This window comes from Enterobacter sp. JBIWA008, assembly GCF_019968765.1.
Taxonomy (GTDB): domain Bacteria; phylum Pseudomonadota; class Gammaproteobacteria; order Enterobacterales; family Enterobacteriaceae; genus Enterobacter.
This window is the reverse complement of sequence record NZ_CP074149.1, coordinates 3,583,539-3,610,368: the sequence shown is the minus strand read 5'-3', so window position 1 is coordinate 3,610,368 and position 26,830 is coordinate 3,583,539. Positions and strand designations below refer to the sequence as shown.

At 53.8% G+C, this 26,830-nt stretch carries 19 protein-coding genes, 1 tRNA gene and 3 rRNA genes; 15 read left to right on the top strand and 8 right to left on the bottom strand.

The annotated features are described in order from the left end of the window. From rluD to KGP24_RS17220, 8 genes are all read left to right on the top strand, one after another. Complete coding sequence (gene rluD / locus KGP24_RS17255) at window positions 1-981, top strand: 23S rRNA pseudouridine(1911/1915/1917) synthase RluD (RefSeq protein ID WP_023308866.1); 981 nt, start codon at window positions 1-3, stop codon at window positions 979-981. Then, window positions 978-1,709 (top strand): purine nucleoside phosphorylase YfiH, encoded by a 732-nt coding sequence (gene yfiH / locus KGP24_RS17250; RefSeq protein WP_223561247.1) that lies wholly within the window; start codon window positions 978-980, stop codon window positions 1,707-1,709. The genes rluD and yfiH overlap by 4 nt, the downstream gene beginning before the upstream one ends. Window positions 1,710-1,838: 129 nt before the next feature. After that, window positions 1,839-4,412, top strand: coding sequence for an ATP-dependent chaperone ClpB (gene clpB / locus KGP24_RS17245; protein ID WP_223561246.1), 2,574 nt, complete (start codon window positions 1,839-1,841; stop codon window positions 4,410-4,412). Between the two features lie 430 nt (window positions 4,413-4,842). After that, window positions 4,843-6,382, top strand: a 16S ribosomal RNA gene (locus KGP24_RS17240). An 85-nt stretch (window positions 6,383-6,467) separates the two neighbouring features. Then, a tRNA-Glu gene (locus KGP24_RS17235) sits at window positions 6,468-6,543 on the top strand. Between the two features lie 191 nt (window positions 6,544-6,734). After that, window positions 6,735-9,640 (top strand): 23S ribosomal RNA (locus KGP24_RS17230). A gap of 71 nt (window positions 9,641-9,711) precedes the next feature. Next, window positions 9,712-9,827 (top strand): 5S ribosomal RNA (gene rrf, locus KGP24_RS17225). The 16S, 23S and 5S rRNA genes sit together here with 1 tRNA gene alongside, the layout of an rRNA operon. 210 nt (window positions 9,828-10,037) lie before the next feature. Next, window positions 10,038-11,333 carry an MFS transporter gene (locus KGP24_RS17220; protein ID WP_223561245.1) on the top strand — a complete coding sequence of 432 codons (1,296 nt, stop codon included), beginning with the start codon at window positions 10,038-10,040 and terminating at the stop codon, window positions 11,331-11,333. Here the strand turns inward: KGP24_RS17220 and KGP24_RS17215 are convergent. The 5 genes from KGP24_RS17215 to trxC form a co-directional block, all read right to left on the bottom strand. Next, window positions 11,330-11,653 carry a YfiM family lipoprotein gene (locus tag KGP24_RS17215; RefSeq protein ID WP_223561244.1) on the bottom strand — a complete coding sequence of 108 codons (324 nt, stop codon included), beginning with the start codon at window positions 11,651-11,653 and terminating at the stop codon, window positions 11,330-11,332. The two genes, KGP24_RS17220 and KGP24_RS17215, sit on opposite strands and share 4 nt — an antisense overlap. A 45-nt stretch (window positions 11,654-11,698) precedes the next feature. Beyond that, window positions 11,699-13,054: a CDP-diacylglycerol--serine O-phosphatidyltransferase gene (gene pssA, locus KGP24_RS17210; protein WP_223563517.1), complete on the bottom strand. Its 1,356-nt coding sequence runs from the start codon at window positions 13,052-13,054 to the stop codon at window positions 11,699-11,701. 110 nt (window positions 13,055-13,164) lie between these two features. Next, window positions 13,165-15,828, bottom strand: a complete 2,664-nt coding sequence (pat, locus tag KGP24_RS17200; protein WP_223561243.1) for a protein lysine acetyltransferase — start codon at window positions 15,826-15,828, stop codon at window positions 13,165-13,167. Window positions 15,829-15,863: 35 nt separating this feature from the next. Then, window positions 15,864-16,562 (bottom strand): tRNA-uridine aminocarboxypropyltransferase, encoded by a 699-nt coding sequence (gene tapT / locus KGP24_RS17195; RefSeq protein WP_223561242.1) that lies wholly within the window; start codon window positions 16,560-16,562, stop codon window positions 15,864-15,866. 69 nt (window positions 16,563-16,631) lie between these two features. After that, a complete protein-coding gene (gene trxC / locus KGP24_RS17190; protein ID WP_023308858.1) occupies window positions 16,632-17,051 on the bottom strand; it encodes a thioredoxin TrxC in 420 nt (139 codons plus the stop codon). A 204-nt stretch (window positions 17,052-17,255) separates the two neighbouring features. Here trxC and KGP24_RS17185 point away from each other — a divergent pair, with 204 nt between their 5' ends. Further along, the gene (locus tag KGP24_RS17185; protein ID WP_023308857.1) at window positions 17,256-18,386 is read left to right on the top strand and encodes a tRNA/rRNA methyltransferase; all 1,131 of its coding nucleotides are present in this window, start codon (window positions 17,256-17,258) and stop codon (window positions 18,384-18,386) included. A 38-nt stretch (window positions 18,387-18,424) separates the two neighbouring features. Here the strand turns inward: KGP24_RS17185 and ung are convergent, their stop codons facing one another. After that, window positions 18,425-19,114: a uracil-DNA glycosylase gene (gene ung / locus KGP24_RS17180; RefSeq protein ID WP_223561241.1), complete on the bottom strand. Its 690-nt coding sequence runs from the start codon at window positions 19,112-19,114 to the stop codon at window positions 18,425-18,427. Between the two features lie 313 nt (window positions 19,115-19,427). Between ung and grcA the strand changes: the two genes are divergently transcribed. Next, window positions 19,428-19,811: an autonomous glycyl radical cofactor GrcA gene (gene grcA, locus KGP24_RS17175; RefSeq protein ID WP_008502190.1), complete on the top strand. Its 384-nt coding sequence runs from the start codon at window positions 19,428-19,430 to the stop codon at window positions 19,809-19,811. Window positions 19,812-19,861: 50 nt separating this feature from the next. Here the strand turns inward: grcA and srmB are convergent, their stop codons facing one another. Continuing rightward, window positions 19,862-21,190, bottom strand: a complete 1,329-nt coding sequence (gene srmB, locus KGP24_RS17170) for an ATP-dependent RNA helicase SrmB (protein WP_023308854.1) — start codon at window positions 21,188-21,190, stop codon at window positions 19,862-19,864. Window positions 21,191-21,322: 132 nt separating this feature from the next. Between srmB and KGP24_RS17165 the strand changes: the two genes are divergently transcribed. Further along, window positions 21,323-22,060 carry a tRNA1(Val) (adenine(37)-N6)-methyltransferase gene (locus tag KGP24_RS17165; protein ID WP_023308853.1) on the top strand — a complete coding sequence of 246 codons (738 nt, stop codon included), beginning with the start codon at window positions 21,323-21,325 and terminating at the stop codon, window positions 22,058-22,060. Here the strand turns inward: KGP24_RS17165 and nadB are convergent. Then, window positions 22,045-23,664, bottom strand: coding sequence for an L-aspartate oxidase (gene nadB / locus KGP24_RS17160; protein ID WP_223561240.1), 1,620 nt, complete (start codon window positions 23,662-23,664; stop codon window positions 22,045-22,047). The genes KGP24_RS17165 and nadB overlap by 16 nt on opposite strands. Window positions 23,665-24,087: 423 nt before the next feature. On the opposite strand from nadB, the gene rpoE reads away from it, so the two are divergent. From rpoE to rseC, 4 genes are read left to right on the top strand one after another with little or no spacing between them, the layout of a single operon-like run. Beyond that, window positions 24,088-24,663: an RNA polymerase sigma factor RpoE gene (rpoE, locus tag KGP24_RS17150; RefSeq protein WP_006176728.1), complete on the top strand. Its 576-nt coding sequence runs from the start codon at window positions 24,088-24,090 to the stop codon at window positions 24,661-24,663. A gap of 31 nt (window positions 24,664-24,694) precedes the next feature. After that, window positions 24,695-25,345: an anti-sigma-E factor RseA gene (gene rseA, locus KGP24_RS17145; RefSeq protein WP_008502186.1), complete on the top strand. Its 651-nt coding sequence runs from the start codon at window positions 24,695-24,697 to the stop codon at window positions 25,343-25,345. After that, window positions 25,345-26,298, top strand: a complete 954-nt coding sequence (gene rseB, locus KGP24_RS17140; protein WP_023308851.1) for a sigma-E factor regulatory protein RseB — start codon at window positions 25,345-25,347, stop codon at window positions 26,296-26,298. The genes rseA and rseB overlap by 1 nt, the downstream gene beginning before the upstream one ends. Then, a complete protein-coding gene (gene rseC / locus KGP24_RS17135; protein WP_223561238.1) occupies window positions 26,295-26,771 on the top strand; it encodes a SoxR-reducing system protein RseC in 477 nt (158 codons plus the stop codon). Before rseB ends, rseC begins: the two co-directional genes overlap by 4 nt. Window positions 26,772-26,830 lie beyond the last annotated feature (59 nt).

The window sequence follows — 26,830 nt, the reverse complement described above, 5'->3', positions numbered from 1 at the left end:
ATGGCACAACGAGTAGAACTCACCGCAACAGTCTCCGAAAATCAGCTCGGTCAACGCTTAGATCAGGCTTTGGCCGAATTGTTCCCTGATTATTCGCGTTCACGCATAAAAGAATGGATCCTGGACCAGCGCGTGCTGGTAAACGGCAAGATCTGGGACAAACCAAAAGAGAAAGTGTTAGGTGGGGAAGCTGTCGCCATCAATGCTGAAATCGAAGAGGAAATCCGCTTCGAGCCGCAGGATATTCCACTGGACATCGTCTATGAAGATGATGACATTCTGGTGATCAACAAGCCGCGCGATCTGGTTGTTCATCCGGGCGCGGGGAACCCTGACGGTACGGTACTTAACGCACTTCTCCATTATTATCCGCCGATCGCGGATGTCCCGCGCGCTGGCATCGTGCACCGTCTGGATAAAGACACCACCGGTTTGATGGTGGTGGCGAAGACCGTTCCTGCTCAGACCCGTCTGGTGGAATCGCTGCAGCTGCGCGAAATCACCCGCGAGTATGAAGCGGTAGCCATTGGGCATATGACCTCTGGCGGAACGGTGGAAGAGCCAATCAGCCGTCATCCAACCAAACGTACCCATATGTCGGTGCATCCGATGGGTAAACCGGCGGTGACGCACTATCGCATTATGGAACACTTCCGTATTCATACGCGTCTGCGTCTGCGTCTGGAAACCGGGCGTACCCACCAGATCCGCGTGCATATGGCCCACATTACCCATCCGCTGGTGGGGGATCAGGTCTACGGTGGTCGTCCGCGCCCGCCTAAAGGCGCATCGGATGAGTTCATTAGCGTATTGCGTAAATTCGATCGTCAGGCGCTGCACGCGACCATGCTGCGTCTTTACCATCCTATCACCGGCATTCAGATGGAGTGGCATGCGCCTATCCCGCAGGATATGGTGGATCTTATCGACGCCATGCGTGCTGATTTCGAAGAACATAAGGATCAAGTGGACTGGTTATGACCAAACTGATTGTCCCGGAGTGGCCATTGCCGGACGGGGTGGCCGCCTGTAGTTCAACCCGTATTGGCGGTGTTAGCCTGGGCGCGTGGGAGTCTTTGAACCTTGGTGCGCACTGTGGCGACAACCTGGAACACGTTGAAGAGAACCGTAGGCGTTTGTTTGCTGCGGGCAACTTGCCGTCGAAACCGATCTGGCTGGAACAGGTTCATGGTAACGCGGTGCTGAAGCTGACGGGGGAACCCTATGCTTCTAAACGTGCTGATGCCTCTTACAGTAATACTCCGGGAACCGTTTGTGCCGTGATGACCGCCGATTGTCTGCCGGTTCTGTTCTGTAACCGTGCAGGTACCGAGGTGGCAGCAGCACATGCGGGCTGGCGTGGCCTGTGTGAAGGTGTGCTCGAAGAAACAGTCGCTTGTTTTAACGATGAGCCAGCCAATATTATGGCCTGGCTTGGCCCGGCCATTGGTCCTCGCGCTTTTGAAGTGGGGCCAGAGGTTCGCGAAGCCTTTATGGGAAAAGATCCGCATGCGGTGGAAGCCTTCCTGCCTTTCGGGGATAAATATTTGGCCGATATTTACCAGCTCGCCCGCCAGCGTTTGAATAATGTCGGCGTGACGCAGATCTTCGGCGGCGATCGCTGCACCTTCACCGAACAGGGTGATTTTTTCTCTTATCGCCGCGACAAGACTACGGGGCGTATGGCAAGTTTCATTTGGCTGATATAACCTAAAGAATCAAGACGATCCGGCTCGTGCTGTTTTCTTTTCACATAATTCAGGTCATTAACCTTGAATAATTGAGGGATGACCTCATTTAATCTCCAGTAGCAAATTTGACCTGTTATGGGAGGAGTTATGCGTCTGGATCGTCTTACTAATAAATTCCAGCTTGCTCTCGCCGATGCCCAGTCCCTTGCACTGGGGCACGACAACCAATTTATCGAACCTCTTCATTTAATGAGCGCCTTGCTGAATCAGGAAGGGGGATCGGTACGTCCTTTATTAACGTCCGCTGGCATTAATGCTGGCCAGTTACGCACCGCTATCGATCAGGCGCTGAGCCGTTTGCCGCAGGTAGAAGGTACCGGCGGCGACGTTCAGCCGTCGCAGGATCTTGTACGCGTGCTTAACCTTTGCGACAAGCTGGCGCAAAAACGTGGGGACAACTTTATTTCGTCAGAGCTGTTTGTTCTGGCGGCGCTTGAATCACGTGGTACCTTGACCGACCTGCTGAAATCTGCCGGTGCAACCACCGCCAATGTGACTCAGGCGATTGAGAAAATGCGCGGAGGTGAAAGCGTGAACGATCAGGGAGCCGAAGACCAACGTCAGGCTTTGAAGAAATTTACGGTTGATCTAACCGAGCGTGCTGAACAGGGCAAACTTGACCCGGTTATCGGCCGTGATGAAGAAATCCGCCGTACGATTCAGGTGCTGCAGCGTCGTACCAAGAACAACCCGGTGCTGATTGGTGAACCGGGTGTCGGTAAAACCGCCATTGTTGAAGGGCTGGCGCAGCGTATCGTCAACGGTGAAGTGCCGGAAGGCCTGAAAGGCCGTCGCGTACTGGCGCTGGATATGGGCGCGCTGGTGGCCGGTGCGAAATACCGCGGCGAGTTCGAAGAGCGTCTCAAAGGCGTGCTTAACGACCTGGCGAAGCAGGAAGGGAACGTTATCCTGTTTATCGACGAACTGCACACCATGGTCGGTGCGGGTAAAGCGGACGGCGCTATGGATGCCGGGAATATGCTGAAACCTGCGCTTGCGCGTGGTGAACTTCACTGCGTCGGCGCCACTACGCTTGACGAGTATCGTCAGTACATTGAGAAAGATGCTGCGCTGGAACGTCGTTTCCAGAAAGTGTTCGTTGCTGAGCCAAGCGTTGAAGATACCATCGCGATCCTGCGTGGTCTTAAAGAGCGCTATGAACTGCACCACCATGTGCAGATCACTGACCCGGCCATCGTTGCGGCGGCGACGCTTTCTCATCGTTATATCGCTGACCGTCAGTTGCCGGATAAAGCGATCGACCTGATTGATGAAGCGGCTTCAAGCATTCGTATGCAGATTGACTCGAAACCGGAAGAGCTTGACCGACTCGACCGACGCATTATTCAGCTCAAGCTGGAACAGCAGGCGCTGAAGAAAGAGTCTGATGAAGCCAGTAAGAAACGCCTGGATATGCTCAATGAAGAACTGGACGATAAAGAGCGCCAGTACTCTGAGCTGGAAGAAGAGTGGAAAGCCGAGAAAGCATCCCTTTCCGGTACGCAGACCATTAAAGCTGAACTCGAACAGGCAAAAATTGCCATTGAGCAGGCGCGACGAGTGGGCGACCTGGCGCGGATGTCTGAACTGCAGTACGGCAAAATTCCTGAGCTGGAAAAACAGCTTGAGATAGCGACGCAGTCAGAGGGGAAAACGATGCGTCTGTTACGTAATAAAGTGACGGATGCAGAGATCGCGGAAGTACTTGCCCGCTGGACCGGTATTCCGGTGGCGCGCATGCTGGAAGGTGAGCGTGAAAAACTGCTGCGCATGGAGCAAGATCTTCATAATCGGGTGATTGGCCAGAACGAAGCGGTTGAGGCGGTTTCGAACGCTATTCGTCGTAGTCGTGCTGGGCTGTCCGATCCAAACCGTCCGATTGGTTCGTTCCTGTTCCTGGGGCCGACTGGGGTCGGTAAAACCGAGCTGTGTAAAGCGCTGGCTAACTTTATGTTCGACAGCGACGATGCGATGGTGCGTATCGACATGTCCGAGTTTATGGAGAAACACTCCGTATCACGTCTGGTCGGTGCGCCTCCGGGATACGTTGGTTATGAAGAAGGGGGGTATCTGACGGAAGCAGTTCGCCGTCGCCCTTATTCCGTCATCCTGCTGGATGAGGTGGAAAAAGCACACCCTGATGTGTTCAACATCCTGCTTCAGGTTCTGGATGATGGCCGTCTGACCGACGGACAGGGGAGAACGGTCGACTTCCGTAATACGGTTGTCATCATGACCTCGAACCTGGGTTCCGATCTGATTCAGGAACGTTTCGGTGAACTGGACTATAGCCATATGAAGGATCTGGTGCTCGGTGTCGTGAGCCATAACTTCCGTCCTGAGTTCATTAACCGTATTGATGAAGTGGTGGTATTCCATCCTCTGGGTGAGAAACACATTGCGTCGATTGCGCAGATCCAGCTGCAGCGTCTATACAAGCGTCTGGAAGAGCGTGGATATGAAATCCACATTTCCGACGATGCGCTGAAGCTGCTGAGCGAGAATGGTTACGATCCGGTGTACGGAGCGCGTCCATTGAAACGCGCTATTCAGCAGCAGATCGAAAACCCGCTGGCGCAGCAGATCCTTTCCGGAGAGCTGATTCCAGGCAAAGTTATCCGGCTGGAAGCCAACGACGATCGCATTGTGGCAGTGCAGTAAGTCGCAAAACGCAAAAACGAGCCGCGAGCGGCTCGTTTTTGTATAAAAACCAGGCGAAAATTGAGGTCTGGAGTCTGATTTGCCTGGAAAGTGAGCAGTCAGTAAATAAATTTCACTTTATCCTTGCAGGTTCGGAATTACTCCCTATAATGCGCCTCCACTGACACGGAACAACGGCACGCACGCCGCCGGGTCAGCAGAGAAAAGCGAAAATAAACGCTTGACTCTGAAAGAGGAAAGCGTAATATACTCCACCTCGCAACGGTGAGCGAAAGCCGCGTTGCACTGCTCTTTAACAATTTATCAGACAATCTGTGTGGGCACTCAAAGTGACATGGATTCTTAATGTCTTCGGACAATAAATGAATACCAAGTCTCTGAGTGAACATACGTAATTCATTACGAAGTTTAATTCACGAGCATCAAACTTAAATTGAAGAGTTTGATCATGGCTCAGATTGAACGCTGGCGGCAGGCCTAACACATGCAAGTCGAGCGGTAACACAGGGAGCTTGCTCCTGGGTGACGAGCGGCGGACGGGTGAGTAATGTCTGGGAAACTGCCTGATGGAGGGGGATAACTACTGGAAACGGTAGCTAATACCGCATAACGTCGCAAGACCAAAGAGGGGGACCTTCGGGCCTCTTGCCATCAGATGTGCCCAGATGGGATTAGCTAGTAGGTGGGGTAACGGCTCACCTAGGCGACGATCCCTAGCTGGTCTGAGAGGATGACCAGCCACACTGGAACTGAGACACGGTCCAGACTCCTACGGGAGGCAGCAGTGGGGAATATTGCACAATGGGCGCAAGCCTGATGCAGCCATGCCGCGTGTATGAAGAAGGCCTTCGGGTTGTAAAGTACTTTCAGCGGGGAGGAAGGTGTTGAGGTTAATAACCTCAGCAATTGACGTTACCCGCAGAAGAAGCACCGGCTAACTCCGTGCCAGCAGCCGCGGTAATACGGAGGGTGCAAGCGTTAATCGGAATTACTGGGCGTAAAGCGCACGCAGGCGGTCTGTCAAGTCGGATGTGAAATCCCCGGGCTCAACCTGGGAACTGCATTCGAAACTGGCAGGCTAGAGTCTTGTAGAGGGGGGTAGAATTCCAGGTGTAGCGGTGAAATGCGTAGAGATCTGGAGGAATACCGGTGGCGAAGGCGGCCCCCTGGACAAAGACTGACGCTCAGGTGCGAAAGCGTGGGGAGCAAACAGGATTAGATACCCTGGTAGTCCACGCCGTAAACGATGTCGACTTGGAGGTTGTGCCCTTGAGGCGTGGCTTCCGGAGCTAACGCGTTAAGTCGACCGCCTGGGGAGTACGGCCGCAAGGTTAAAACTCAAATGAATTGACGGGGGCCCGCACAAGCGGTGGAGCATGTGGTTTAATTCGATGCAACGCGAAGAACCTTACCTACTCTTGACATCCAGAGAACTTTCCAGAGATGGATTGGTGCCTTCGGGAACTCTGAGACAGGTGCTGCATGGCTGTCGTCAGCTCGTGTTGTGAAATGTTGGGTTAAGTCCCGCAACGAGCGCAACCCTTATCCTTTGTTGCCAGCGGTTAGGCCGGGAACTCAAAGGAGACTGCCAGTGATAAACTGGAGGAAGGTGGGGATGACGTCAAGTCATCATGGCCCTTACGAGTAGGGCTACACACGTGCTACAATGGCGCATACAAAGAGAAGCGACCTCGCGAGAGCAAGCGGACCTCATAAAGTGCGTCGTAGTCCGGATTGGAGTCTGCAACTCGACTCCATGAAGTCGGAATCGCTAGTAATCGTAGATCAGAATGCTACGGTGAATACGTTCCCGGGCCTTGTACACACCGCCCGTCACACCATGGGAGTGGGTTGCAAAAGAAGTAGGTAGCTTAACCTTCGGGAGGGCGCTTACCACTTTGTGATTCATGACTGGGGTGAAGTCGTAACAAGGTAACCGTAGGGGAACCTGCGGTTGGATCACCTCCTTACCTTAAAGAACCTGCCTTTGTAGTGCTCACACAGATTGTCTGATGAAAAGTAAATAGCAAGGCGTCTTGCGATTGAGACTTCAGTGTCCCCTTCGTCTAGAGGCCCAGGACACCGCCCTTTCACGGCGGTAACAGGGGTTCGAATCCCCTAGGGGACGCCACTTGCTGGTTCGTGAGTGAAAGTCACCTGCCTCATATCTCAAAACTGACTTGCGAGTCATGTTTGAGATATTTGCTCTTTAAAAATCTGGATCAAGCTGAAAATTGAAACGACACACATGTTATGTGTGTTCGAGTCTCTCAAATTTTCGCAAGTCGATGATGAATCGAAAGAAACATCTTCGGGTTGTGAGGTTAAGCGACTAAGCGTACACGGTGGATGCCCTGGCAGTCAGAGGCGATGAAGGACGTGCTAATCTGCGAAAAGCGCCGGCGAGGTGATATGAACCTTTGACCCGGCGATGTCCGAATGGGGAAACCCAGTGCAATTCGTTGCACTATCGTTAACTGAATACATAGGTTAACGAGGCGAACCGGGGGAACTGAAACATCTAAGTACCCCGAGGAAAAGAAATCAACCGAGATTCCCCCAGTAGCGGCGAGCGAACGGGGAGCAGCCCAGAGTCTGAATCAGCTTGTGTGTTAGTGGAAGCGTCTGGAAAGTCGCACGGTACAGGGTGACAGTCCCGTACACGAAAGCACACAGGTTGTGAACTCGAAGAGTAGGGCGGGACACGTGGTATCCTGTCTGAATATGGGGGGACCATCCTCCAAGGCTAAATACTCCTGACTGACCGATAGTGAACCAGTACCGTGAGGGAAAGGCGAAAAGAACCCCGGCGAGGGGAGTGAAAAAGAACCTGAAACCGTGTACGTACAAGCAGTGGGAGCACCTTTGTGGTGTGACTGCGTACCTTTTGTATAATGGGTCAGCGACTTATATTCTGTAGCAAGGTTAACCGTATAGGGGAGCCGAAGGGAAACCGAGTCTTAACTGGGCGTTAAGTTGCAGGGTATAGACCCGAAACCCGGTGATCTAGCCATGGGCAGGTTGAAGGTTGGGTAACACTAACTGGAGGACCGAACCGACTAATGTTGAAAAATTAGCGGATGACTTGTGGCTGGGGGTGAAAGGCCAATCAAACCGGGAGATAGCTGGTTCTCCCCGAAAGCTATTTAGGTAGCGCCTCGTGAACTCATCTTCGGGGGTAGAGCACTGTTTCGGCTAGGGGGCCATCCCGGCTTACCAACCCGATGCAAACTACGAATACCGAAGAATGTTATCACGGGAGACACACGGCGGGTGCTAACGTCCGTCGTGAAGAGGGAAACAACCCAGACCGCCAGCTAAGGTCCCAAAGTCATGGTTAAGTGGGAAACGATGTGGGAAGGCACAGACAGCCAGGATGTTGGCTTAGAAGCAGCCATCATTTAAAGAAAGCGTAATAGCTCACTGGTCGAGTCGGCCTGCGCGGAAGATGTAACGGGGCTAAACCATGCACCGAAGCTGCGGCAGCGACGCTTATGCGTTGTTGGGTAGGGGAGCGTTCTGTAAGCCGTTGAAGGTGTGCTGTGAGGCATGCTGGAGGTATCAGAAGTGCGAATGCTGACATAAGTAACGATAAAGCGGGTGAAAAGCCCGCTCGCCGGAAGACCAAGGGTTCCTGTCCAACGTTAATCGGGGCAGGGTGAGTCGACCCCTAAGGCGAGGCCGAAAGGCGTAGTCGATGGGAAACAGGTTAATATTCCTGTACTTGGTGTTACTGCGAAGGGGGGACGGAGAAGGCTATGTTAGCCGGGCGACGGTTGTCCCGGTTTAAGCATGTAGGCGGAACGATTAGGTAAATCCGGTCGTTTATTAACGCTGAGGTGTGATGACGAGGCACTACGGTGCTGAAGTAACAAATGCCCTGCTTCCAGGAAAAGCCTCTAAGCATCAGGTAACACGAAATCGTACCCCAAACCGACACAGGTGGTCAGGTAGAGAATACCAAGGCGCTTGAGAGAACTCGGGTGAAGGAACTAGGCAAAATGGTGCCGTAACTTCGGGAGAAGGCACGCTGATATGTAGGTGAAGCCCCTGCGGGTGGAGCTGAAATCAGTCGAAGATACCAGCTGGCTGCAACTGTTTATTAAAAACACAGCACTGTGCAAACACGAAAGTGGACGTATACGGTGTGACGCCTGCCCGGTGCCGGAAGGTTAATTGATGGGGTTAGCGGCAACGCGAAGCTCTTGATCGAAGCCCCGGTAAACGGCGGCCGTAACTATAACGGTCCTAAGGTAGCGAAATTCCTTGTCGGGTAAGTTCCGACCTGCACGAATGGCGTAATGATGGCCAGGCTGTCTCCACCCGAGACTCAGTGAAATTGAACTCGCTGTGAAGATGCAGTGTACCCGCGGCAAGACGGAAAGACCCCGTGAACCTTTACTATAGCTTGACACTGAACACTGGTCCTTGATGTGTAGGATAGGTGGGAGGCTTTGAAGCGTGGACGCCAGTCTGCGTGGAGCCATCCTTGAAATACCACCCTTTAATGGCTGGTGTTCTAACGTAGACCCGTGATCCGGGTTGCGGACAGTGTCTGGTGGGTAGTTTGACTGGGGCGGTCTCCTCCCAAAGAGTAACGGAGGAGCACGAAGGTTAGCTAATCCTGGTCGGACATCAGGAGGTTAGTGCAATGGCATAAGCTAGCTTGACTGCGAGAGTGACGGCTCGAGCAGGTGCGAAAGCAGGTCATAGTGATCCGGTGGTTCTGAATGGAAGGGCCATCGCTCAACGGATAAAAGGTACTCCGGGGATAACAGGCTGATACCGCCCAAGAGTTCATATCGACGGCGGTGTTTGGCACCTCGATGTCGGCTCATCACATCCTGGGGCTGAAGTAGGTCCCAAGGGTATGGCTGTTCGCCATTTAAAGTGGTACGCGAGCTGGGTTTAGAACGTCGTGAGACAGTTCGGTCCCTATCTGCCGTGGGCGCTGGAGAATTGAGGGGGGCTGCTCCTAGTACGAGAGGACCGGAGTGGACGCATCACTGGTGTTCGGGTTGTCATGCCAATGGCACTGCCCGGTAGCTAAATGCGGAAAAGATAAGTGCTGAAAGCATCTAAGCACGAAACTTGCCCCGAGATGAGTTCTCCCTGACTCCCTGAGAGTCCTGAAGGAACGTTGAAGACTACGACGTTGATAGGTCGGGTGTGTAAGCGCAGCGATGCGTTGAGCTAACCGATACTAATGAACCGTGAGGCTTAACCTTACAACGCCGAAGGTGTTTTGGCGGTGAGAGAGACAATCAAATTTCAGCCTGATACAGATTAACAGAATTTGCCTGGCGGCTTTAGCGCGGTGGTCCCACCTGACCCCATGCCGAACTCAGAAGTGAAACGCCGTAGCGCCGATGGTAGTGTGGGGTCTCCCCATGCGAGAGTAGGGAACTGCCAGGCATCAATTAAGAAGAACCCCGTACCGTAAGGTGCGGGGTTTTTTGCTTTGTGCTTTCCCTCTTTGGCCTTTCTCTTAATCCCTTATCCTGCTAATGGAATGTGTGATCTCTGTCTCAATGTTATTTATAACAAAATTATAACATTTCATTTACGAGGGAATTGAGTCTCCTGGCTCAATACGCCGCTGTTTATGGCAGGAGTATAATCACAATGACAGAAAGCATTACATCAAACGGGACGCTGGCTAACAGTGATACCCGAAGAAGGGTATGGGCAATCGTTAGCGCCTCTTCAGGGAATCTGGTTGAATGGTTCGACTTTTACGTCTACTCATTCTGTTCACTCTACTTTGCCCATATTTTCTTCCCATCCGGAAACACCACAACGCAGCTACTACAAACGACGGGGGTTTTTGCCGCAGGGTTTTTAATGCGACCCATTGGGGGCTGGCTGTTTGGCCGCATTGCGGATCGTCGCGGCCGTAAGGCTTCTATGCTGATCTCGGTGTGCATGATGTGCTTTGGCTCTCTGGTGATCGCCTGCTTACCGGGATATGAATCGATTGGTACCTGGGCACCGGCGCTACTATTACTGGCCCGCTTATTCCAGGGATTATCGGTGGGCGGTGAATACGGTACCAGTGCGACCTACATGAGCGAGATTGCCCTGGAAGGCCGTAAAGGTTTTTACGCCTCATTCCAGTACGTCACGCTTATTGGTGGTCAACTGCTGGCCATTCTTGTGGTGGTGATCCTGCAGCAGATTCTGACCGACGAACAACTTCATGCCTGGGGATGGCGAATTCCTTTCGCGATGGGCGCTGTACTGGCGGTTGTCGCACTTTGGCTACGTCGGCAGTTAGACGAAACCTCTCAGAAGGAGGTCAGAACGCTGAAGGAGGCGGGAACATTCAAAGGATTATGGCGTAACCGCAAAGCTTTCCTTATGGTGCTGGGCTTTACTGCGGGCGGCTCTCTTAGTTTCTACACGTTCACCACCTATATGCAAAAATATCTGGTGAACACCACCGGCATGCACGCAAACGTCGCCAGCGTAGTCATGACCGTGGCGCTGTTTGTCTTTATGCTCATACAACCCATTATCGGTGCGCTCTCGGATAAAATCGGTCGACGTACGTCGATGCTGATTTTTGGCGGTCTGTCGGCGTTATGTACCGTACCTATTTTGTCTGCTCTTCAGCATGTGACTTCGCCGTATGCCGCGTTTGCGCTGGTGATGCTGGCGATGGTGATTGTCAGTTTCTATACCTCTATCAGTGGGATACTGAAAGCTGAAATGTTCCCGGCGCAGGTACGTGCTTTAGGGGTAGGCCTCTCTTATGCGGTAGCTAATGCGTTGTTTGGGGGATCGGCGGAGTACGTTGCGTTGTCGCTTAAATCATGGGGAAGTGAAACGACATTCTTCTGGTACGTAACAATAATGGGCGCACTGGCCTTTATTGTTTCCCTGCTGCTGCATCGCAAAGGGAAAGGCATTCGACTTTAATAGCGTGCCATCTGCCACACGGCATAGCCGGTCGTTGCGCCGGCGACATCCCAGGCGAAATCTTTCCAGCTCCAGCCGCTCCCTGCAGGGCGGCTATCCCACAGTTCTTTTGATGCCCCAAGACCGACTGAGAACATCAACCCTATCGCCGCGCTACGATCCCGGCTGTATCCCTGATGCTGCGCATATTCATTGCCGGCTGCGGACAACATAGCTGAAGCGAGGAAATGCTGTGCTTTATCCTGTCCGGACCAGTTATCGTTGGCCATATGGCTACAGCCACTCAGAAAGAAGACGCTCAGAAATAATGGAATATGCATCAACGGGCTCCATAAAAAAGCCCTGCGGATGACAGGGCCTGAACATTACAGAATACGGCTGATAAGTCGGTCGATACGGATACGACGTAAGCGGCGGATAAGCTTGCGGACTTTCACCGGGTAATCGGCAATGCTCTGCAGTTCGCGGTAATGATTCACCACAGTGGTATGTGTGCGAATCAGGTCCAGCTCACGTTCACGTTTTGCGGCTAACTCATGCTGCGGGTCATGGATCAGGATAGCGTTTTCCAGATCCAGTCGCCACGCGCGCGGGTTCAGGTTGTTACCGGTCAGCAGCATCCACTCATCGTCGACCCACATTCCTTTCAGATGGTAAGTGTTATCTTCATCTTTCCAGAGGCGCACGACCAGCTGGTCAGTGTTTACGTAATACTGTAAACGGCTCAGGAAACGTCGCAAGTTAATCTCATAGAGATAAGGCAGGGCACCGATGATTTTGAAGGGCTGATCTTCAGGAATAAAGAAGTCGTTTGCCGTTTTATCACCAACGATGATTTCCACTTTTTTACCGTCGCGCAGCAGCTGAATGATATTACGCACCAGCACGGCAGGAAGGTTGAAGTACGGCGTACAGATGGTGAGTTTCTGCTCCGCGCACGGCATCAGATGGAAGATCGTTTTGTTCAGCAGGCTTGATTTGCCGAGCCCTACCAGAGGGGTAACGGATAACTCTTCGTTGTTTGCATCGCCCTGGAAATGATAGACCGCATCACGCAGCTCCTGACGGAAGGCGCGAACATCGTTTTTGATTTCCGGGCTTTTAGGACGCTCGGGATCGTCAAGGCGATTAACACCGCGTCCATGGACCAGGTTTTTATCAACCCAGTTGAACATGATATCGGCCATTTGCGGATTACGGATCAGATGGTAGCGGTCGTAGCGATATTTATCGAGCTGATGGAGGTAAACATCATTCAGACTTGCGCCGCTGTAAAGCACGCTGTCATCAATGATGAACCCCTTGAAATGAAGGACGCCGAGCGCTTCACGGGTGTTTACCGGGACGCCATAAACAGGCACATCGACGCCAGGATTTTCCTGTGCCGTGCGGCAATACCAGTCAGCATTGGTGTTTGAGGCGGCAGCGCCAATACGGCCGCGCTGAGCGCGATGCCAGTCTACCAGCACACGAACATCAAGTTCCGGGCGCTGACGTTTGGCTTCATAGAGCGCGTTCAGGATCGCGCGCCCGCCTTCATCCTGTTCAAGATAAAGCGCCACAATGCAGATGCGTCGCGTGGCGCTGGCAATCTTTTCCAGAAGCGTCTCCCGAAAATGAGCGGGAGCGTAAAAGAACTCTACATCATCAACTGACTGAGAAATCTTCGGTAGTTGAGCAAGGTGTTGTTGATGTTTATTACGCTTAAATTTTGACAACATCACAGTGCGTTTCTTCTCTGTTCATTGAAGGGTTGTCTGTACCATGCAAACAACATAAGCGGACAATGATACCACCAGTCCCGTCCAAAGTGGGTAACATTTCCAGTAGCTTACTCGCGTTTGTCTGCTGATGTCAGACTGAGGGACAAGGCCACAATACCTTCGTCCAGCTGAATATCAACGTCAAACCCAAGTTTTCGCGCCAGGGTCACCATACCGCGATTGTTAGGCATAGTAATGCCATTAAGGCGTAACAATCCGTGATCTCGCGTATAACTGATGAGTTTTTCCAGCAGCCGTCTTCCCAGACCCAGACCTTTAAGATCGGAGCGTACCAGCACCGCAAACTCCGCATCGACGTTATCCGGGTCAGAAATAGCACGCGTGACGCCGAGGATCTCATCCCCCTTATCGGAGCGACGAACGGCAACAAACGCCATTTCTCGATCGTAGTCGATCTGGGTCATATTGGCTAAATCATCGTGGGTAAATTCGTTGATTTCGCTAAAATAGCGATAATAAAGATCCTCTTTCGTGACCTGAGAGATAAAGGTCCGCAGCTGGGGCTCATCTTCCGGCAGAATAGGGCGGAACAAGGCGCGTTCCCCATTCTTCATCTCAACCCACTCCTCCAGCTGCAGGGGATATGGACGGATTGCCAGACGGCTCTCTTTGTCACCTTCGAATGGCGCGATATCCAGGGTCACGTCCAGCGCCGTAAACTCATTGCCGGAGGCGAGCAGCGGATGAATATCCAGGCGCTGGATCTCGGCACAATCCACAATCAGGTTAGACACCTGCACCAGGAACTGACTTAACCCGGCAATATCAAGCGGGCGCAGCGCACTCCGGCCACGGATCTTTTTACTTTTAATTGCCTGAATGATCAGATAACGCGCCAGGTTCATGTTCAGCGGCGGTAAAGCCACCACCGCCTGCTCCTCCGGCCGCCACTCAACGCCGCCTTCTCCCAGCATGATGAGCGGGCCGAAGACGGGATCGTGTTCAACCACCACCCGTAATTCCTGAGCTCCAGCGCGGTTGGCCATGCTTTGCACCAGCAATCCGTGGATCCGCGCCTGCGGCCAGGCCATTTTGACCCGATCGAAGATGGCATCGGCGGCCTGCTGCACCTCAGTTGCCGTTCGCAGATATAACATAACCCCCTGCACATCCGACTTATGCGGGATATCCGGGGAACGCAGCTTCAGGGCAACCGGATAGCCAATCTGTTCGGCAATATGCACGGCCTCAGCGCTGTCGCTGGCGATCCAGGTTGGCAGGGTTTGCATGCCGTAGCTGCCGAGAATGGGCTGGACCTCATGAGTATCAAGCGAGGTCGCGCCCTCTTCGATAGCCTGCTGCAACAGTCGGTGAACGTCGACGGTGTTCGCCGTCAGATTACCCGGCAAAGCCGGTGTCTCACGCAGCTGTTTCTGGTTGCGGCGATATTCCACCATATGCATAAACGCGGTGATGGTACCTTCCGGTGTGCGGTAGGTTGGCAGCCCGGCCTCGCTGAACAAGCGCCGCGCCTCCTGAGAGGAAAACTCACCGCACCAGTTGGTGAGCAGGGTAACGTATTTACCTCGCGGATGGTTGCGCACGGCATCAATGAGCGCGCGCGCGCTTTCACTGCCCGGTGCGACCGCGCTGGGGGAGTGGATAATCATCAGCGCATCGAAATCCTGGCTATCCAGCAAAATGGAGATCGCCCTGATGTAGCGATCGCTGCTGGCGTCATCGCGCAAATCAAGCGGATTGCCGGGCGTTACGCTTGTCGGAAGCGCTTCTTTCAGGCGCTGCAGCGTCTCTTCACTCAGCGTTGCCAGCTTGCCGAAGCGCCGCCACAGCTCGTCCAGCGCGAGCGCGGCAGGGGCCGCACCGTTACTGACAATCATTAGCTTCTCACCGCGCAACGGGCGCATATGGCTTAACGTCTCAACGGCAGAAAAAAGCTCGTGCGTATCCTGTACCCGCAGCAAACCCGCGCGCTGAATGGCGGCGTCCCAGGCGGGATCCATGCCGGAATGCGAATGCAGCAAACGCTGTGCCGCAGGGCTTCGTCCGCTTTTGATCACCAGGATCGGCTTATTGCGCGAAGCGCTTCGAGAAGCCGAGACAAAACGACGCGCGTCGCTGAGGTGCTCAAGATAAAGCAGGATCGCACTGGTTTTGCCGTCACGCGCCAGAAAATCCAGTAGCTCATCAACATCGATATCCAGGCTGTCGCCCAGGGCAATGAAGTAGGAGAATCCCATTTCACGCTGCTGCGCCCAGTCGAGGATGGTGTTCGATACCGCAGCCGACTGCGAGATAAACGCCAGTTTGCCTTTGCGGATTGGAACCGGGGAGAAACTGGCATTCAGACCCTGCCAGGGGGCGAGCAGGCCCAGACTGTTTGGCCCTAAAATGCGCATTTGATAGCGGCTGGCGCAGGCCAGAAGCTCGGCTTTCTGTTCAGGGGGAGACGAGAGAATAATGCAGGTTTTACACCCCTTCTTGCCGAGTGACTCCAGCAGTTCCGGGTTGCGCTTCGCGTTTGTACAGAGTACGGCAAGATCCGGCACGAAAGGCAGGCTTTGTACATCCGGCCATGCAAGCACTCCCTGAACGGCCTTATAAGACGGCGTGACGGGCATGACGGGGCCATTAAATCCCCCGGCCAGCAGGTTTCGCATCATCAGATAGCCAGCACGATCCGGTTTCATTGATGCGCCGATGACGGCAATGGATTTAGGACGAAGTAGCGCTTCTAACCCTCGCTGGCTCATGCAGGCCTCCTGTGAATGCAAGCGACCTGATGATTTTAAACGCTTTCTGGCTCGGGCGCTGTGACGCTGCCCTTATGAACGGTTTTTCCCGCCAGATAGCGCTCCCGGAAGCATGAGAAATGGTTGCCCAGGGCGCCAGCCGCAGCGGTATCACCCGCTAAATCCAGAAGCGCAATGGCCACTTCGGCGGTGCAGTATTGCCCGTCAGCATGCGCTTCACGCAGGCGGTAGGCGGAGACGCGGGAAAGATCGACAGAAATCACCGGCAGTGCGTCGAGATAGGGGCTTTTGCGAAACATTTTTCGCGCTTCGGTCCAGGTGCCGTCCAGCATAATAAACAGCGGTGGTTTACCGGATGGCGGCGCTGAAAGCACCTGGCGATCCACGCCTGCATAAGACGCGGGGAAAACGACCATCGGCTGATAGTCCGGGCTGGTCACTAAGTCGAGCAGGGCCTGAGGCGGCTCCGTACGGGACCACTGAAACGCGGCCGTATCCGGCAGAATATCGGCGATAAGACGTCCCGTATTGCTGGGTTTCATCGGCTCGGTATCGAACATGACCAGACAAAAACGGCTTTTTGCCGTACTCGGTGCCAGCGTCTCACACAGACAAACCTTCAGCGGCAGCAGGCAGCGCTGACAGCGGCGAATACGGTTGCCTCGGGCGAGGAACGGTCGGGTGGCGCGCGCAAGGCGTTCGGCGCGTAATTTAAGAACGGCGTTATCAGTCATGGGCGAAATGCAGGAAAAACGCTATTTTCGCAGAGGCAGGAGTGGGGCACAAGATGTGCCCCGTGAATGTTACAGCGACTCGTTTAACCAGCTTTCAAAAGGTGCTTTTGGAACCGCACCGTTGAGCATATCGATCACTTCGCCATTTTTGAAAATCATAATGGTCGGGATGCTGCGAATACGAAAGCGTGCGCTCAGTTCGGGTTCGGCTTCCGTATTGACCTTAACGAACCGCATTTTTCCGCTGCGCTCTTCGGCCACATCTTCGAAGATCGGCGCGAAGCTACGGCATGGGCCGCACCATGGCGCCCAAAAATCGATCACGACAGGAAGATCGTCCTTGAGGAGTTTGTCCAGCGTAGCACCCGTCGCGTTAATGACATCGCCATCAAATAATTCATGGCCACAACGTCCGCATTTCGCACCATCTTCCATCCGATCGTCCGGAATGCGATTAAGAGCCTGACAGTTGGCACATACGGTATTCATAACTAACCTCTGATAGAGCCGTGGAACAGCGGCAAAACGCCCATAATGTTTCTAATATGTTACACATTATCAATGAGCCTGTTTGAAACAACAATGCGTTTTATTCAATGGGAACAATAGTCACAGGCTTTTGTACGAAATTATGGCTATGCGCTGGCACATCGGGTAATCTGCGCGCTTCGCGCAGCGCTGGTGGAGAAAAGCATGAACGACGAAATGAAAAACAAAAGCGGCAAGGTCAAAGTGATGTATGTCCGCAGTGATGATGATTCTGATAAACGCACCCAAAATCCGCGTACCGGAAAAGGTGGCGGGCGTCCGGCGTCTTCTCGTGCAGACGGTGGCCGTCGCCCCGCCCGCGATGACAGAAATAACCGAGGTGATGACCGCAAACGTGACGATCGCAAACGCGATGACCGTCCGCGTTCCGATCGCCCACGTAGTGACCGTCCACGCGACGATCGTCCGCGTGATGACTTCTCACGTGATAATGCCTCCCCGTGGCGCACCGTTTCTCGTGCCCCTGGCGATGAGACGCCGGAAAAAGCCGATCACGGCGGTATCAGCGGTAAAAGCTTTATCGATCCGGAAGTGCTGCGCCGTCAGCGTGCGGAAGAGACCCGCGTGTACGGCGAGAACGCCTGCCAGGCGCTGTTCCAGAGCCGTCCTGAATGTATCGTCCGCGCCTGGTTCATCCAGAGTGTGACCCCGCGCTTTAAAGAAGCGCTGCGCTGGATGGCCGCGAACCGTAAAGCCTACCACGTGGTTGATGATGCCGAGCTGACCAAAGCGTCCGGTACCGAACACCACGGCGGCGTCTGCTTCCTGATCAAAAAACGTAACGGTACGACCGTTCAGCAGTGGGTCAGCCAGGCGGATGCCGATGACTGCGTGCTGGCGCTGGAAGACGTGGGCAACCCGCACAACCTGGGCGCAATGATGCGCAGCTGCGCGCACTTTGGCGTGAAAGGCGTGCTGTTGCAGGATGCCGCGCTGTTGGAATCCGGCGCCGCGATCCGTACTGCGGAAGGTGGAGCCGAGCACGTACAGCCGATCACCGGCGACAGCGTTCTGGACGCCCTTGAGCAGTTCCGTAAAGCGGGCTATTCCATCGTGACCACCTCAAGCCATGCCGGTACGCCGCTGTTTAAAGCGACGCTGCCGCGCAAAATGGTGCTGGTATTAGGTCAGGAACGCGATGGTCTGTCTGATGCGGCGCTCTCCAGTGCGGATCTGAGCGTCTCTATCGACGGAACAGGCAATGTGGAAAGTTTGAATGTATCCGTTGCGACCGGCGTACTGCTGGCGGAATGGTGGCGTCAGAATAAAGCATAAGCTTTTTATGTGCCGGGGCAGCCCGGCACATTCATATTCTACTCGCTCTCTGCCGGTAACACAGGCATCCAGTCAATTGGTTTTTCGCCACGTTTTTCCAGCCATTCATTCGCCAGAACAAAATGATTACTGCCAAAGAAACCGCGATGTGCAGACAGCGGTGACGGGTGCGGTGCTTTCAACACGTGATGACGCTGACGGTCAATAATCGCCCCTTTTTTCTGCGCGTGAGAACCCCAGAGTAAAAACACTACCCCTTCACGATGCTCGTTGATCAGACCGATCACTTTATCGGTAAAGGTTTCCCATCCAAGGCTGGCGTGCGAGTGCGCCTGGCCCGCGCGCACGGTCAGGACGGTATTCAGTAGCAGCACTCCTTGATGCGCCCAGCTTTCCAGGTAGCCGTGGTTTGGCCGGGTAAACCCGGGCACGGTTCCCTCAAGCTCTTTATACATGTTGAGCAGAGAAGGGGGGATAGCCACGCCCGGACGAACAGAAAACGCCAGCCCATGCGCCTGCCCTGGGCCGTGATAGGGATCCTGACCCAAAATAACCACTTTTACATCGCTCAGTTCGGTGTAGCGAAAGGCGTTGAACACATCCTTCTGCGGCGGGTAAATCGTCTGTCCGGACTGACGCTCAGCCGCAACGGTGCTGAGCGTATTGATAAAATAAGGCTGCTGCTTTTCTTCTGCCAGCACGTCATGCCAGGTTAAAGGTGTCGTCATCTCGCTCTCCTGCGAATCTCAATCTGTGACTAGCTTACCTGTTTAATCCCGGTGAGCAAAATTACACGCTGAGACGTGCGCTAAGTGGCTAAATTTATTTTGAAAAGATGCACTGTAAGTTGAATTGGTAAGGTTGTGAAATTGATTTAAAACAATAAATTCAAACCACACTCTTTATGTGGTTGGTGTTTTTGTTGATTTAAATCAATAAATCGCCGGGGTGTGAATGATATATATACACACAAGAAACAATGGTTTTACCAATTGGCCGCTAGAGGCCGACATCAGTTAATGTAGCCTAGGGAGGCAACACATGATTACAGGTATCCAGATTACTAAAGCTGCAAATGACGATCTGCTCAATTCTTTCTGGCTGCTGGACAGCGAGAAAAACGAAGCGCGCTGTGTCGTAGCCAAAGCGGGTTTTGCTGAAGATGAAATCGTGCCGGTGAGCAAACTGGGCGAAATCGAATACCGTGAAATTCCAATGGAAGTGAAACCGGAAGTGCGTGTCGAAGGTGGTCAGCACCTGAACGTTAACGTACTGCGCCGAGAAACGCTGATGGACGCGGTTGAGCACCCAGAAAAATACCCACAGCTGACCATCCGTGTGTCCGGCTATGCGGTTCGCTTTAACTCACTGACTCCAGAACAGCAGCGCGACGTTATCGCCCGTACCTTTACTGAAAGCCTGTAACGGCTTCAGCAGGGGGGAATAAAAAAGCCGGGGAAATCCCCGGCTTTTTTTTACTCTTCAGTTTTCGTCTCTGGTGCGGCAGAGCTTGGCTTTCGGCGCTTACCAATATTTTTGGTATCGCGGTGGCGCTGCTTCACGCGCGGTTTCTCTTTTTCTTTCTCTTTTCTCTCAGCACGTTTCGCGAGCGCTTTCTTGGACGGTTTACCCGTCATCTTTTCACTCGGGGCGCGCGTGGTCGGGCGGAGTTCGTCAATAACGCGCGCTTTCAGCGGCTCATCAACATAGCGGCCAATTTTCTGCAGCAGCAGGTAGTCATGCGCTTCGACCAGTGAAATCGCAATCCCTTTGCGGCCCGCACGGCCGGTACGGCCAATACGGTGCAGGTACGTATCTCCGCTGCGCGGCATATCGAAGTTAATGACGTGGCTGACGTCCGGGATGTCGATCCCGCGAGCGGCAACGTCAGTCGCAACTAGCACGTTAACGCGACCGTCGGTCAGGCGCTTGATGCCTTCGGTACGCTTGATCTGCGCCATCTCGCCTTCAAGATAGCAGTTGTTGATCCCGGCGTTACGCAACATCTCAGCCAGCTCGTGCACGCGCTCGCGCTTACGCACAAATACGATTGTGCGAAGAGCATCTTCCTGCTTCAGCAGGTGTTTCAGCAATTCGACCTTGTGCTCAAGGTTGTCCGCGCGGTAGTACCACTGGTGGATTTTCTTACGCTCACGGGTGGACGGCGTCGCCGAGACTTCCACCGGATCTTCCAGCAGACGCTCTGCGAAGTCTTTGATCGCTTCCCCTTCGAGGGTGGCAGAGAACAGCATCGTCTGGTTACGCCAGCGCGTTTCCCCTGCAATGTGTTCGATATCCTGTGCGAAGCCCATGTCCAGCATACGGTCAGCTTCGTCGAGGATCAGCGTTTCAACCGCGCGGCAGTCGAAGTTCTCTTCTTTAATGTACTGCAGCAGGCGGCCCGTCGTAGCAACGACGATGTCCTGGTTTTCGCTGAACACTTCGGCGTGGTTCATGTACGCGACGCCGCCGGTGATGGTGGCGATATCCAGATGAGTATTTGCCGCGAGTTCACGTGCGTGATCGGCAACCTGCATTGCCAGTTCGCGCGTAGGCGTCAGGATTAAAATACGCGGCGGGCCAGATTTTTTACGCGGAAAGTCGAGCAGATGCTGCAACACAGGCAGCAAATAGGCTGCTGTCTTCCCCGTGCCGGTTGGCGCAGAACCGAGCACATCGCGGCCCTCAAGCGCAGGCGGAATGGCCGCTGCCTGAATGGCGGTCGGGCGTGTAAAGCCTTTGCTCTCAAGTGCATTGAGCAGGCTTTCATCGAGTTCAAGTTCGGAAAAAGTCGTTACAGTCATGTTCTACCTCTGTGTGGGGCGCTGATTATAGACGTTACGGCTGTAATCTTCATCTGTTTGTATGGATATCGCTTTTCGGCCACTTCGCTTTCCCCTATGCTACTCCAGTTTCACTTAGAAGGTTGGCCTGACATGTCTCAACTCAAAGCGCAGCTGCGCCGCGATGGTTTTACGTTTAAACAATTTTTTGTCGCCCACGATCGCTGTGCCATGAAGGTCGGTACAGACGGTATTTTACTGGGAGCGTGGGCGCCTGTCGCAGGTGTTAAGCGTATTCTTGATATTGGTACCGGCAGCGGGCTGGTGGCGTTGATGCTGGCGCAGCGTACGGAAGAACATGTCATCATTGACGCCGTCGAACTGGACGCGCAGGCCGCAGAGCAGGCGAGTGACAATATGGCCGAATCCCCCTGGGCAGCCCGAATGAAGGTGGAATGCGCAGACGTGCTCGCCTGGGCGCCTGAACAAACCGCGCGTTACGATCTGATCGTCAGCAACCCTCCCTATTACGAGCCCGGCGTTGAGTGCGGGACACCCGAGCGTGAACAGGCGCGTTATACCGGCTCTCTCGATCATAAAGCGCTGCTTACCAGTGCGGCAGAACTCATCTCCGAAGAAGGTTTTTTCTGTGTGGTCCTGCCAGAGAGTACCGGCAACACGTTTATCGGTATCGCGCAGGAGATCGGCTGGACGTTACGTCTGCGTACCGATATTTCGGATACGGAAGGTCGACTGCCGCACCGCGTTCTGCTGGCGCTCTCGCCAAAAGAGGGTGAATGCTTTAATGACCGAATGGTGATCCGTGGGCCAGACCAGCGTTATTCCGAAGATTACACTGCTCTGACCCAGGCGTTTTATCTGTTTATGTAAACCTGCGGGGCGAGTATCGACGGGCCGGACTCAGCAAGCTGATCCGGGTAGTCCAGGGTATAGTGCAGCCCGCGGCTCTCTTTACGCATCATCGCGCAGCGAACAATCAGCTCGGCAACCTGCACCAGATTGCGCAGCTCCAGCAGATTATTGGATACGCGGAAATTGGCATAATACTCATCAATTTCCTGCTGCAGCATGGTGATGCGGCGCAAGGCGCGTTCCAGACGTTTCGTGGTGCGCACAATCCCTACGTAGTCCCACATAAACAGCCGCAGCTCATGCCAGTTGTGCTGGATCACGACCAGCTCGTCCGGGTTATCCACTCGACTTTCATCCCAGGCTGGCAGGTGCTCTGTCTCGCGGGCGTAAGGCATGCGCTTCGTGATGTCTTCCGCCGCCGACCAGCCGTACACCAGACACTCAAGCAGCGAGTTAGAGGCCATACGGTTCGCGCCGTGCAGTCCGGTATAGCTGACCTCACCGATAGCATACAGACCATCCACATCGGTACGTCCATGATCGTCAACCATTACGCCACCGCAGGTATAGTGTGCTGCTGGCACAATTGGCACCGGGTCGCGCGTTAAATCAATGCCAAGACTGAGCAGCTTTTCGTAAATCATCGGGAAATGCTGGCGAATGAACTCTGCTGGCTTATGGCTGATATCGAGATACATGCAGTCCACGCCAAGGCGCTTCATTTCGTGGTCGATGGCGCGGGCAACGATATCACGCGGGGCCAGTTCACCCCGGGCGTCAAAGTCGGGCATAAAGCGGGACCCATCAGGGCGCTTCAGATAAGCGCCTTCACCGCGCAGGGCTTCCGTCAGAAGGAAGTTGCGCGCCTGAGGATGGAACAGGGCGGTTGGGTGAAACTGATTAAACTCGAGGTTTGCCACCCGGCAGCCTGCGCGCCAGGCCATAGCGATACCGTCTCCGGAGGCAATGTCCGGGTTCGTGGTGTACTGATACACTTTTGAAGCGCCGCCCGTCGCCAGTACCACAGCCTTCGCCTGGCAGGTCTCCACCTTCTCTTTATTACGGTTCCAGACCCAGGCACCCACCACGCGACGCGTGCCGGGCAGGCCAATTTTGTCTGAGATAATCAGGTCAACGGCATTACTTCGCTCGAGAACGCGAATATTAGGATGGTTCAGCGCTTTGCTGACCAGCGTGGTTTCCACTTCTTTTCCGGTGGCATCCGCTGCGTGCAGGATGCGGCGGTGGCTATGGCCGCCTTCGCGAGTCAGGTGGTAGCTCTCTTCACCGTTAGGTTGAACCTGGGTATCGAATAAAACGCCCTGGTCGATGAGCCACTGAACGCAGTGACGGGCGTTGCTGGCGACAAACTCTGCGGCGTGCGCATCCACGATCCCGGCTCCGGCAATTAGCGTATCGTCAACGTGGGATGCAATGCTGTCTGTCTCATCAAACACGGCGGCAATGCCACCCTGAGCATAAAACGTGGAACCTTCACTTATCGGTCCTTTACTCAGAACGATAACGTTTTGATGCTCGGCCAGGCGCAGCGCCAGAGAGAGACCGGCAGCGCCGCTGCCGATGATCAGTACATCACAATGGAGTTCAGGTGTTGTGTTCATGATTATTGTTTAATTTACTAAACATTGTTGGGTCAGAATAGCACCTGAATGCGATGTATCGCACGTATTTTTTAGAGGCTGTCGCAAAGGCTAAACTCGTAAGCGGGGGTAAACGGAGGGTAAATGAGTGAAATTATTTTGCGAAGCAGATCGTTAGCGTCAGATTTTGTGGTGAAATAAAGCCTGTGTTGCGTTACTCTTCTGGCGGGAAAAAGATGTTTCTTGTCAGAAAGTGGTGCGTATCGTGAACAGACTTATAATGAGAGAAAATGAACAGTCTGCGGCGCGATGAACAAAAACAAAGGCGTTAAGGAACTTATTGAAGATCAGACACTCTAATCTGGTGCTTGCTCAAAGTGCGGTATTTTTAGAGTGGCGTTTCGATAACGCGTGGAATTTAGGTTTGGGGAGACATTACCTCGGATGAGCGAGCAGTTAACGGACCAGGTCCTGGTTGAACGGGTCCAGAAGGGAGATCAGAAAGCCTTTAACCTACTGGTGGTCCGCTACCAGCATAAGGTGGCGAGCCTGGTTTCCCGCTATGTACCGTCAGGCGATGTGCCTGATGTGGTGCAAGAGTCTTTTATTAAGGCCTATCGCGCGCTGGATTCTTTCCGGGGAGATAGTGCTTTTTATACCTGGCTGTACCGTATTGCGGTCAATACGGCAAAGAATTATCTGGTCGCTCAGGGCCGTCGTCCGCCGTCAAGTGATGTGGACGCAATTGACGCCGAAAACTTCGAAAGTGGCGGCGCTTTGAAAGAAATTTCGAACCCTGAGAACTTAATGTTGTCAGAAGAACTGAGACAAATCGTTTTTCGCACGATCGAGTCGCTCCCGGAAGATTTACGCATGGCAATTACGTTACGGGAGCTGGATGGTCTGAGCTATGAAGAGATAGCCGCTATCATGGATTGTCCGGTCGGCACGGTACGTTCACGAATTTTCCGTGCGCGAGAAGCTATTGATAATAAAGTTCAACCGCTTATCAGGCGTTGACGATAGCGGGATACTGGAAAAGGTATTAGGCATGCAGAAAGAAAAACTTTCCGCTTTAATGGATGGTGAAACGGTAGATAGTGAGCTGCTCAACGAGCTTTCTCATTCTCCCGAAATGCAAGAGACCTGGGAGAGTTACCATCTCATCCGTGACACCCTTCGCGGTGACACCGGCGAGGTTCTCCATTTCGATATCTCAGCCCGCGTCATGGCGGCGATTGAGAATGAGCCTGTTCATCAGACCACTCCGCTGATTCCTGAAGCTCAACCCGCGCCTCACCAGTGGCAGAAAATGCCGTTCTGGCAAAAGGTGCGTCCGTGGGCCAGCCAGCTTACCCAAATGGGTGTGGCTGCATGCGTATCGCTTGCAGTTATTGTTGGCGTCCAGCACTATAATACTCAGTCTGAAACTAATCAGCAGCCAGAAGCGCCAGTGTTTAACACACTGCCGATGATGGGCAAAGCCAGCCCGGTAAGCCTGGGCGTACCGGCTGATGCATCCGCCAGCGGCGGTCAGCAACAGCAGGTTCAGGAGCAGCGCCGTCGCATTAATGCGATGTTGCAGGATTACGAGTTGCAGCGTCGTCTGCACTCTGAACAGCTTCAGTTTGAGCAGGCGCAGACACAGCAAGCTGCTGTGCAGGTGCCCGGAAACCAAACTTTAGGAACGCAATCGCAGTAATGAAGCAACTTTGGTTCGCCATGTCTTTGATGGCGGGTAGCCTGTTCTTCTCTGCCAACGCCTCGGCTGATGTTTCATCCGGGGCGTTGTTGCAGCAAATGAATCTGGCCAGCCAGTCACTCAATTATGAGTTGGCATTTATCAGCATCAATAAGCAGGGCGTCGAGTCGTTACGCTATCGTCATGCCCGTCTTGATAACCAGCCGCTCGCCCAGCTTTTACAGATGGATGGCCCGCGCCGGGAAGTTGTCCAGCGTGGTAACGAGATCAGCTATTTCGAGCCAGGCCTGGAGCCTTTCACGCTGAATGGCGACTATATCGTTGATTCCCTGCCGTCACTCATTTACACCGACTTCAAACGGCTTGCCCCTTACTACGATTTTATTTCGGTAGGGCGTACCCGCATCGCGGACAGACTGTGCGAGGTAATTCGCGTTGTTGCCCGTGATGGAACGCGCTACAGCTATATTGTCTGGATTGATGCCGAAACCAAACTCCCCATGCGTGTAGACCTGCTCGACCGTGACGGTGAAACGCTGGAACAGTTCCGGGTTATCTCCTTCAGCGTGAACAATCAGGTTGGCAACAGCATGCAGAATCTGGCTAAGGCCAGCCTGCCGCCGCTGCTTTCTGTTCCTGCCGGGGATTCCGTTAATTTCAACTGGGTACCTGCCTGGATCCCGCAAGGGTTTAGTGAAGTGTCCAGCAGCCGTCGTCAGCTGCCAACGATTGAAACGCCGGTGGAATCGCGCCTTTATTCGGATGGTTTGTTCAGCTTCTCGGTGAATATCAATCGTGCAACGGCAAACAGCGCTGAACAAATGCTGCGTACCGGGCGCCGTACGGTGAGTACAACGGTACGTGATAATGCAGAGATCACCATTGTGGGTGAACTTCCTCCGCAAACTGCGAAGCGCATCTCCGACAGCATTAAATTCAGGGCCGCACAATGATCAAAGAGTGGGCGACGGTTGTCTCGTGGCAGAACGGCATAGCGCTGGTGAGCTGCGATGTAAAAGCCTCATGTAATAGCTGCGCATCTCGCGCCGGCTGCGGCAGCCGCGTGCTGAATAAGCTCGGGCCACAAACATCGCACACGATTTCTGTGCCAAGCGAACAGCCGCTGATGGCGGGACAAAAGGTGGAACTGGGCATCGCGGAAGGCAGCCTGCTCAGCTCCGCTATGCTGGTGTATCTCTCTCCTCTGGTTGGCCTGTTTATCATGGGCGGCCTGTTTCAGATGTTCTTTGGTACCGATGTGGCCGCCATGTGCGGTGCCGCATTAGGTGGTATGGGAGGATTCTGGCTTGCCAAAGGGCTCTCTCCGACGCTCGCCGCGCGCGAGGAATGGCAGCCTGTCATTCTCAGCGTTGGGCTGGCGCCAGACCAGCTTCGTGTTGAAACGCTCTCTTCTGAGGCCCGGTGATCCATCGGGCTTTATCATTTTTTACACCCTAAAACAGAAAACGGCCTTTCTTCACGCTA

What these genes read in the sequence shown, in the direction of transcription:
- rluD (WP_023308866.1), top strand. Translation starts at nt 1, where the DNA reads ATGGCACAACGAGTAGAACTCACCGCAACAGTCTCCGAAAATCAGCTC.
- yfiH (WP_223561247.1), top strand. Translation starts at nt 978, where the DNA reads ATGACCAAACTGATTGTCCCGGAGTGGCCATTGCCGGACGGGGTGGCC.
- clpB (WP_223561246.1), top strand. Translation starts at nt 1,839, where the DNA reads ATGCGTCTGGATCGTCTTACTAATAAATTCCAGCTTGCTCTCGCCGAT.
- KGP24_RS17220 (WP_223561245.1), top strand. Translation starts at nt 10,038, where the DNA reads ATGACAGAAAGCATTACATCAAACGGGACGCTGGCTAACAGTGATACC.
- KGP24_RS17215 (WP_223561244.1), bottom strand. Translation starts at nt 11,653, where the DNA reads ATGCATATTCCATTATTTCTGAGCGTCTTCTTTCTGAGTGGCTGTAGC.
- pssA (WP_223563517.1), bottom strand. Translation starts at nt 13,054, where the DNA reads ATGTTGTCAAAATTTAAGCGTAATAAACATCAACAACACCTTGCTCAA.
- pat (WP_223561243.1), bottom strand. Translation starts at nt 15,828, where the DNA reads ATGAGCCAGCGAGGGTTAGAAGCGCTACTTCGTCCTAAATCCATTGCC.
- tapT (WP_223561242.1), bottom strand. Translation starts at nt 16,562, where the DNA reads ATGACTGATAACGCCGTTCTTAAATTACGCGCCGAACGCCTTGCGCGC.
- trxC (WP_023308858.1), bottom strand. Translation starts at nt 17,051, where the DNA reads ATGAATACCGTATGTGCCAACTGTCAGGCTCTTAATCGCATTCCGGAC.
- KGP24_RS17185 (WP_023308857.1), top strand. Translation starts at nt 17,256, where the DNA reads ATGAACGACGAAATGAAAAACAAAAGCGGCAAGGTCAAAGTGATGTAT.
- ung (WP_223561241.1), bottom strand. Translation starts at nt 19,114, where the DNA reads ATGACGACACCTTTAACCTGGCATGACGTGCTGGCAGAAGAAAAGCAG.
- grcA (WP_008502190.1), top strand. Translation starts at nt 19,428, where the DNA reads ATGATTACAGGTATCCAGATTACTAAAGCTGCAAATGACGATCTGCTC.
- srmB (WP_023308854.1), bottom strand. Translation starts at nt 21,190, where the DNA reads ATGACTGTAACGACTTTTTCCGAACTTGAACTCGATGAAAGCCTGCTC.
- KGP24_RS17165 (WP_023308853.1), top strand. Translation starts at nt 21,323, where the DNA reads ATGTCTCAACTCAAAGCGCAGCTGCGCCGCGATGGTTTTACGTTTAAA.
- nadB (WP_223561240.1), bottom strand. Translation starts at nt 23,664, where the DNA reads ATGAACACAACACCTGAACTCCATTGTGATGTACTGATCATCGGCAGC.
- rpoE (WP_006176728.1), top strand. Translation starts at nt 24,088, where the DNA reads ATGAGCGAGCAGTTAACGGACCAGGTCCTGGTTGAACGGGTCCAGAAG.
- rseA (WP_008502186.1), top strand. Translation starts at nt 24,695, where the DNA reads ATGCAGAAAGAAAAACTTTCCGCTTTAATGGATGGTGAAACGGTAGAT.
- rseB (WP_023308851.1), top strand. Translation starts at nt 25,345, where the DNA reads ATGAAGCAACTTTGGTTCGCCATGTCTTTGATGGCGGGTAGCCTGTTC.
- rseC (WP_223561238.1), top strand. Translation starts at nt 26,295, where the DNA reads ATGATCAAAGAGTGGGCGACGGTTGTCTCGTGGCAGAACGGCATAGCG.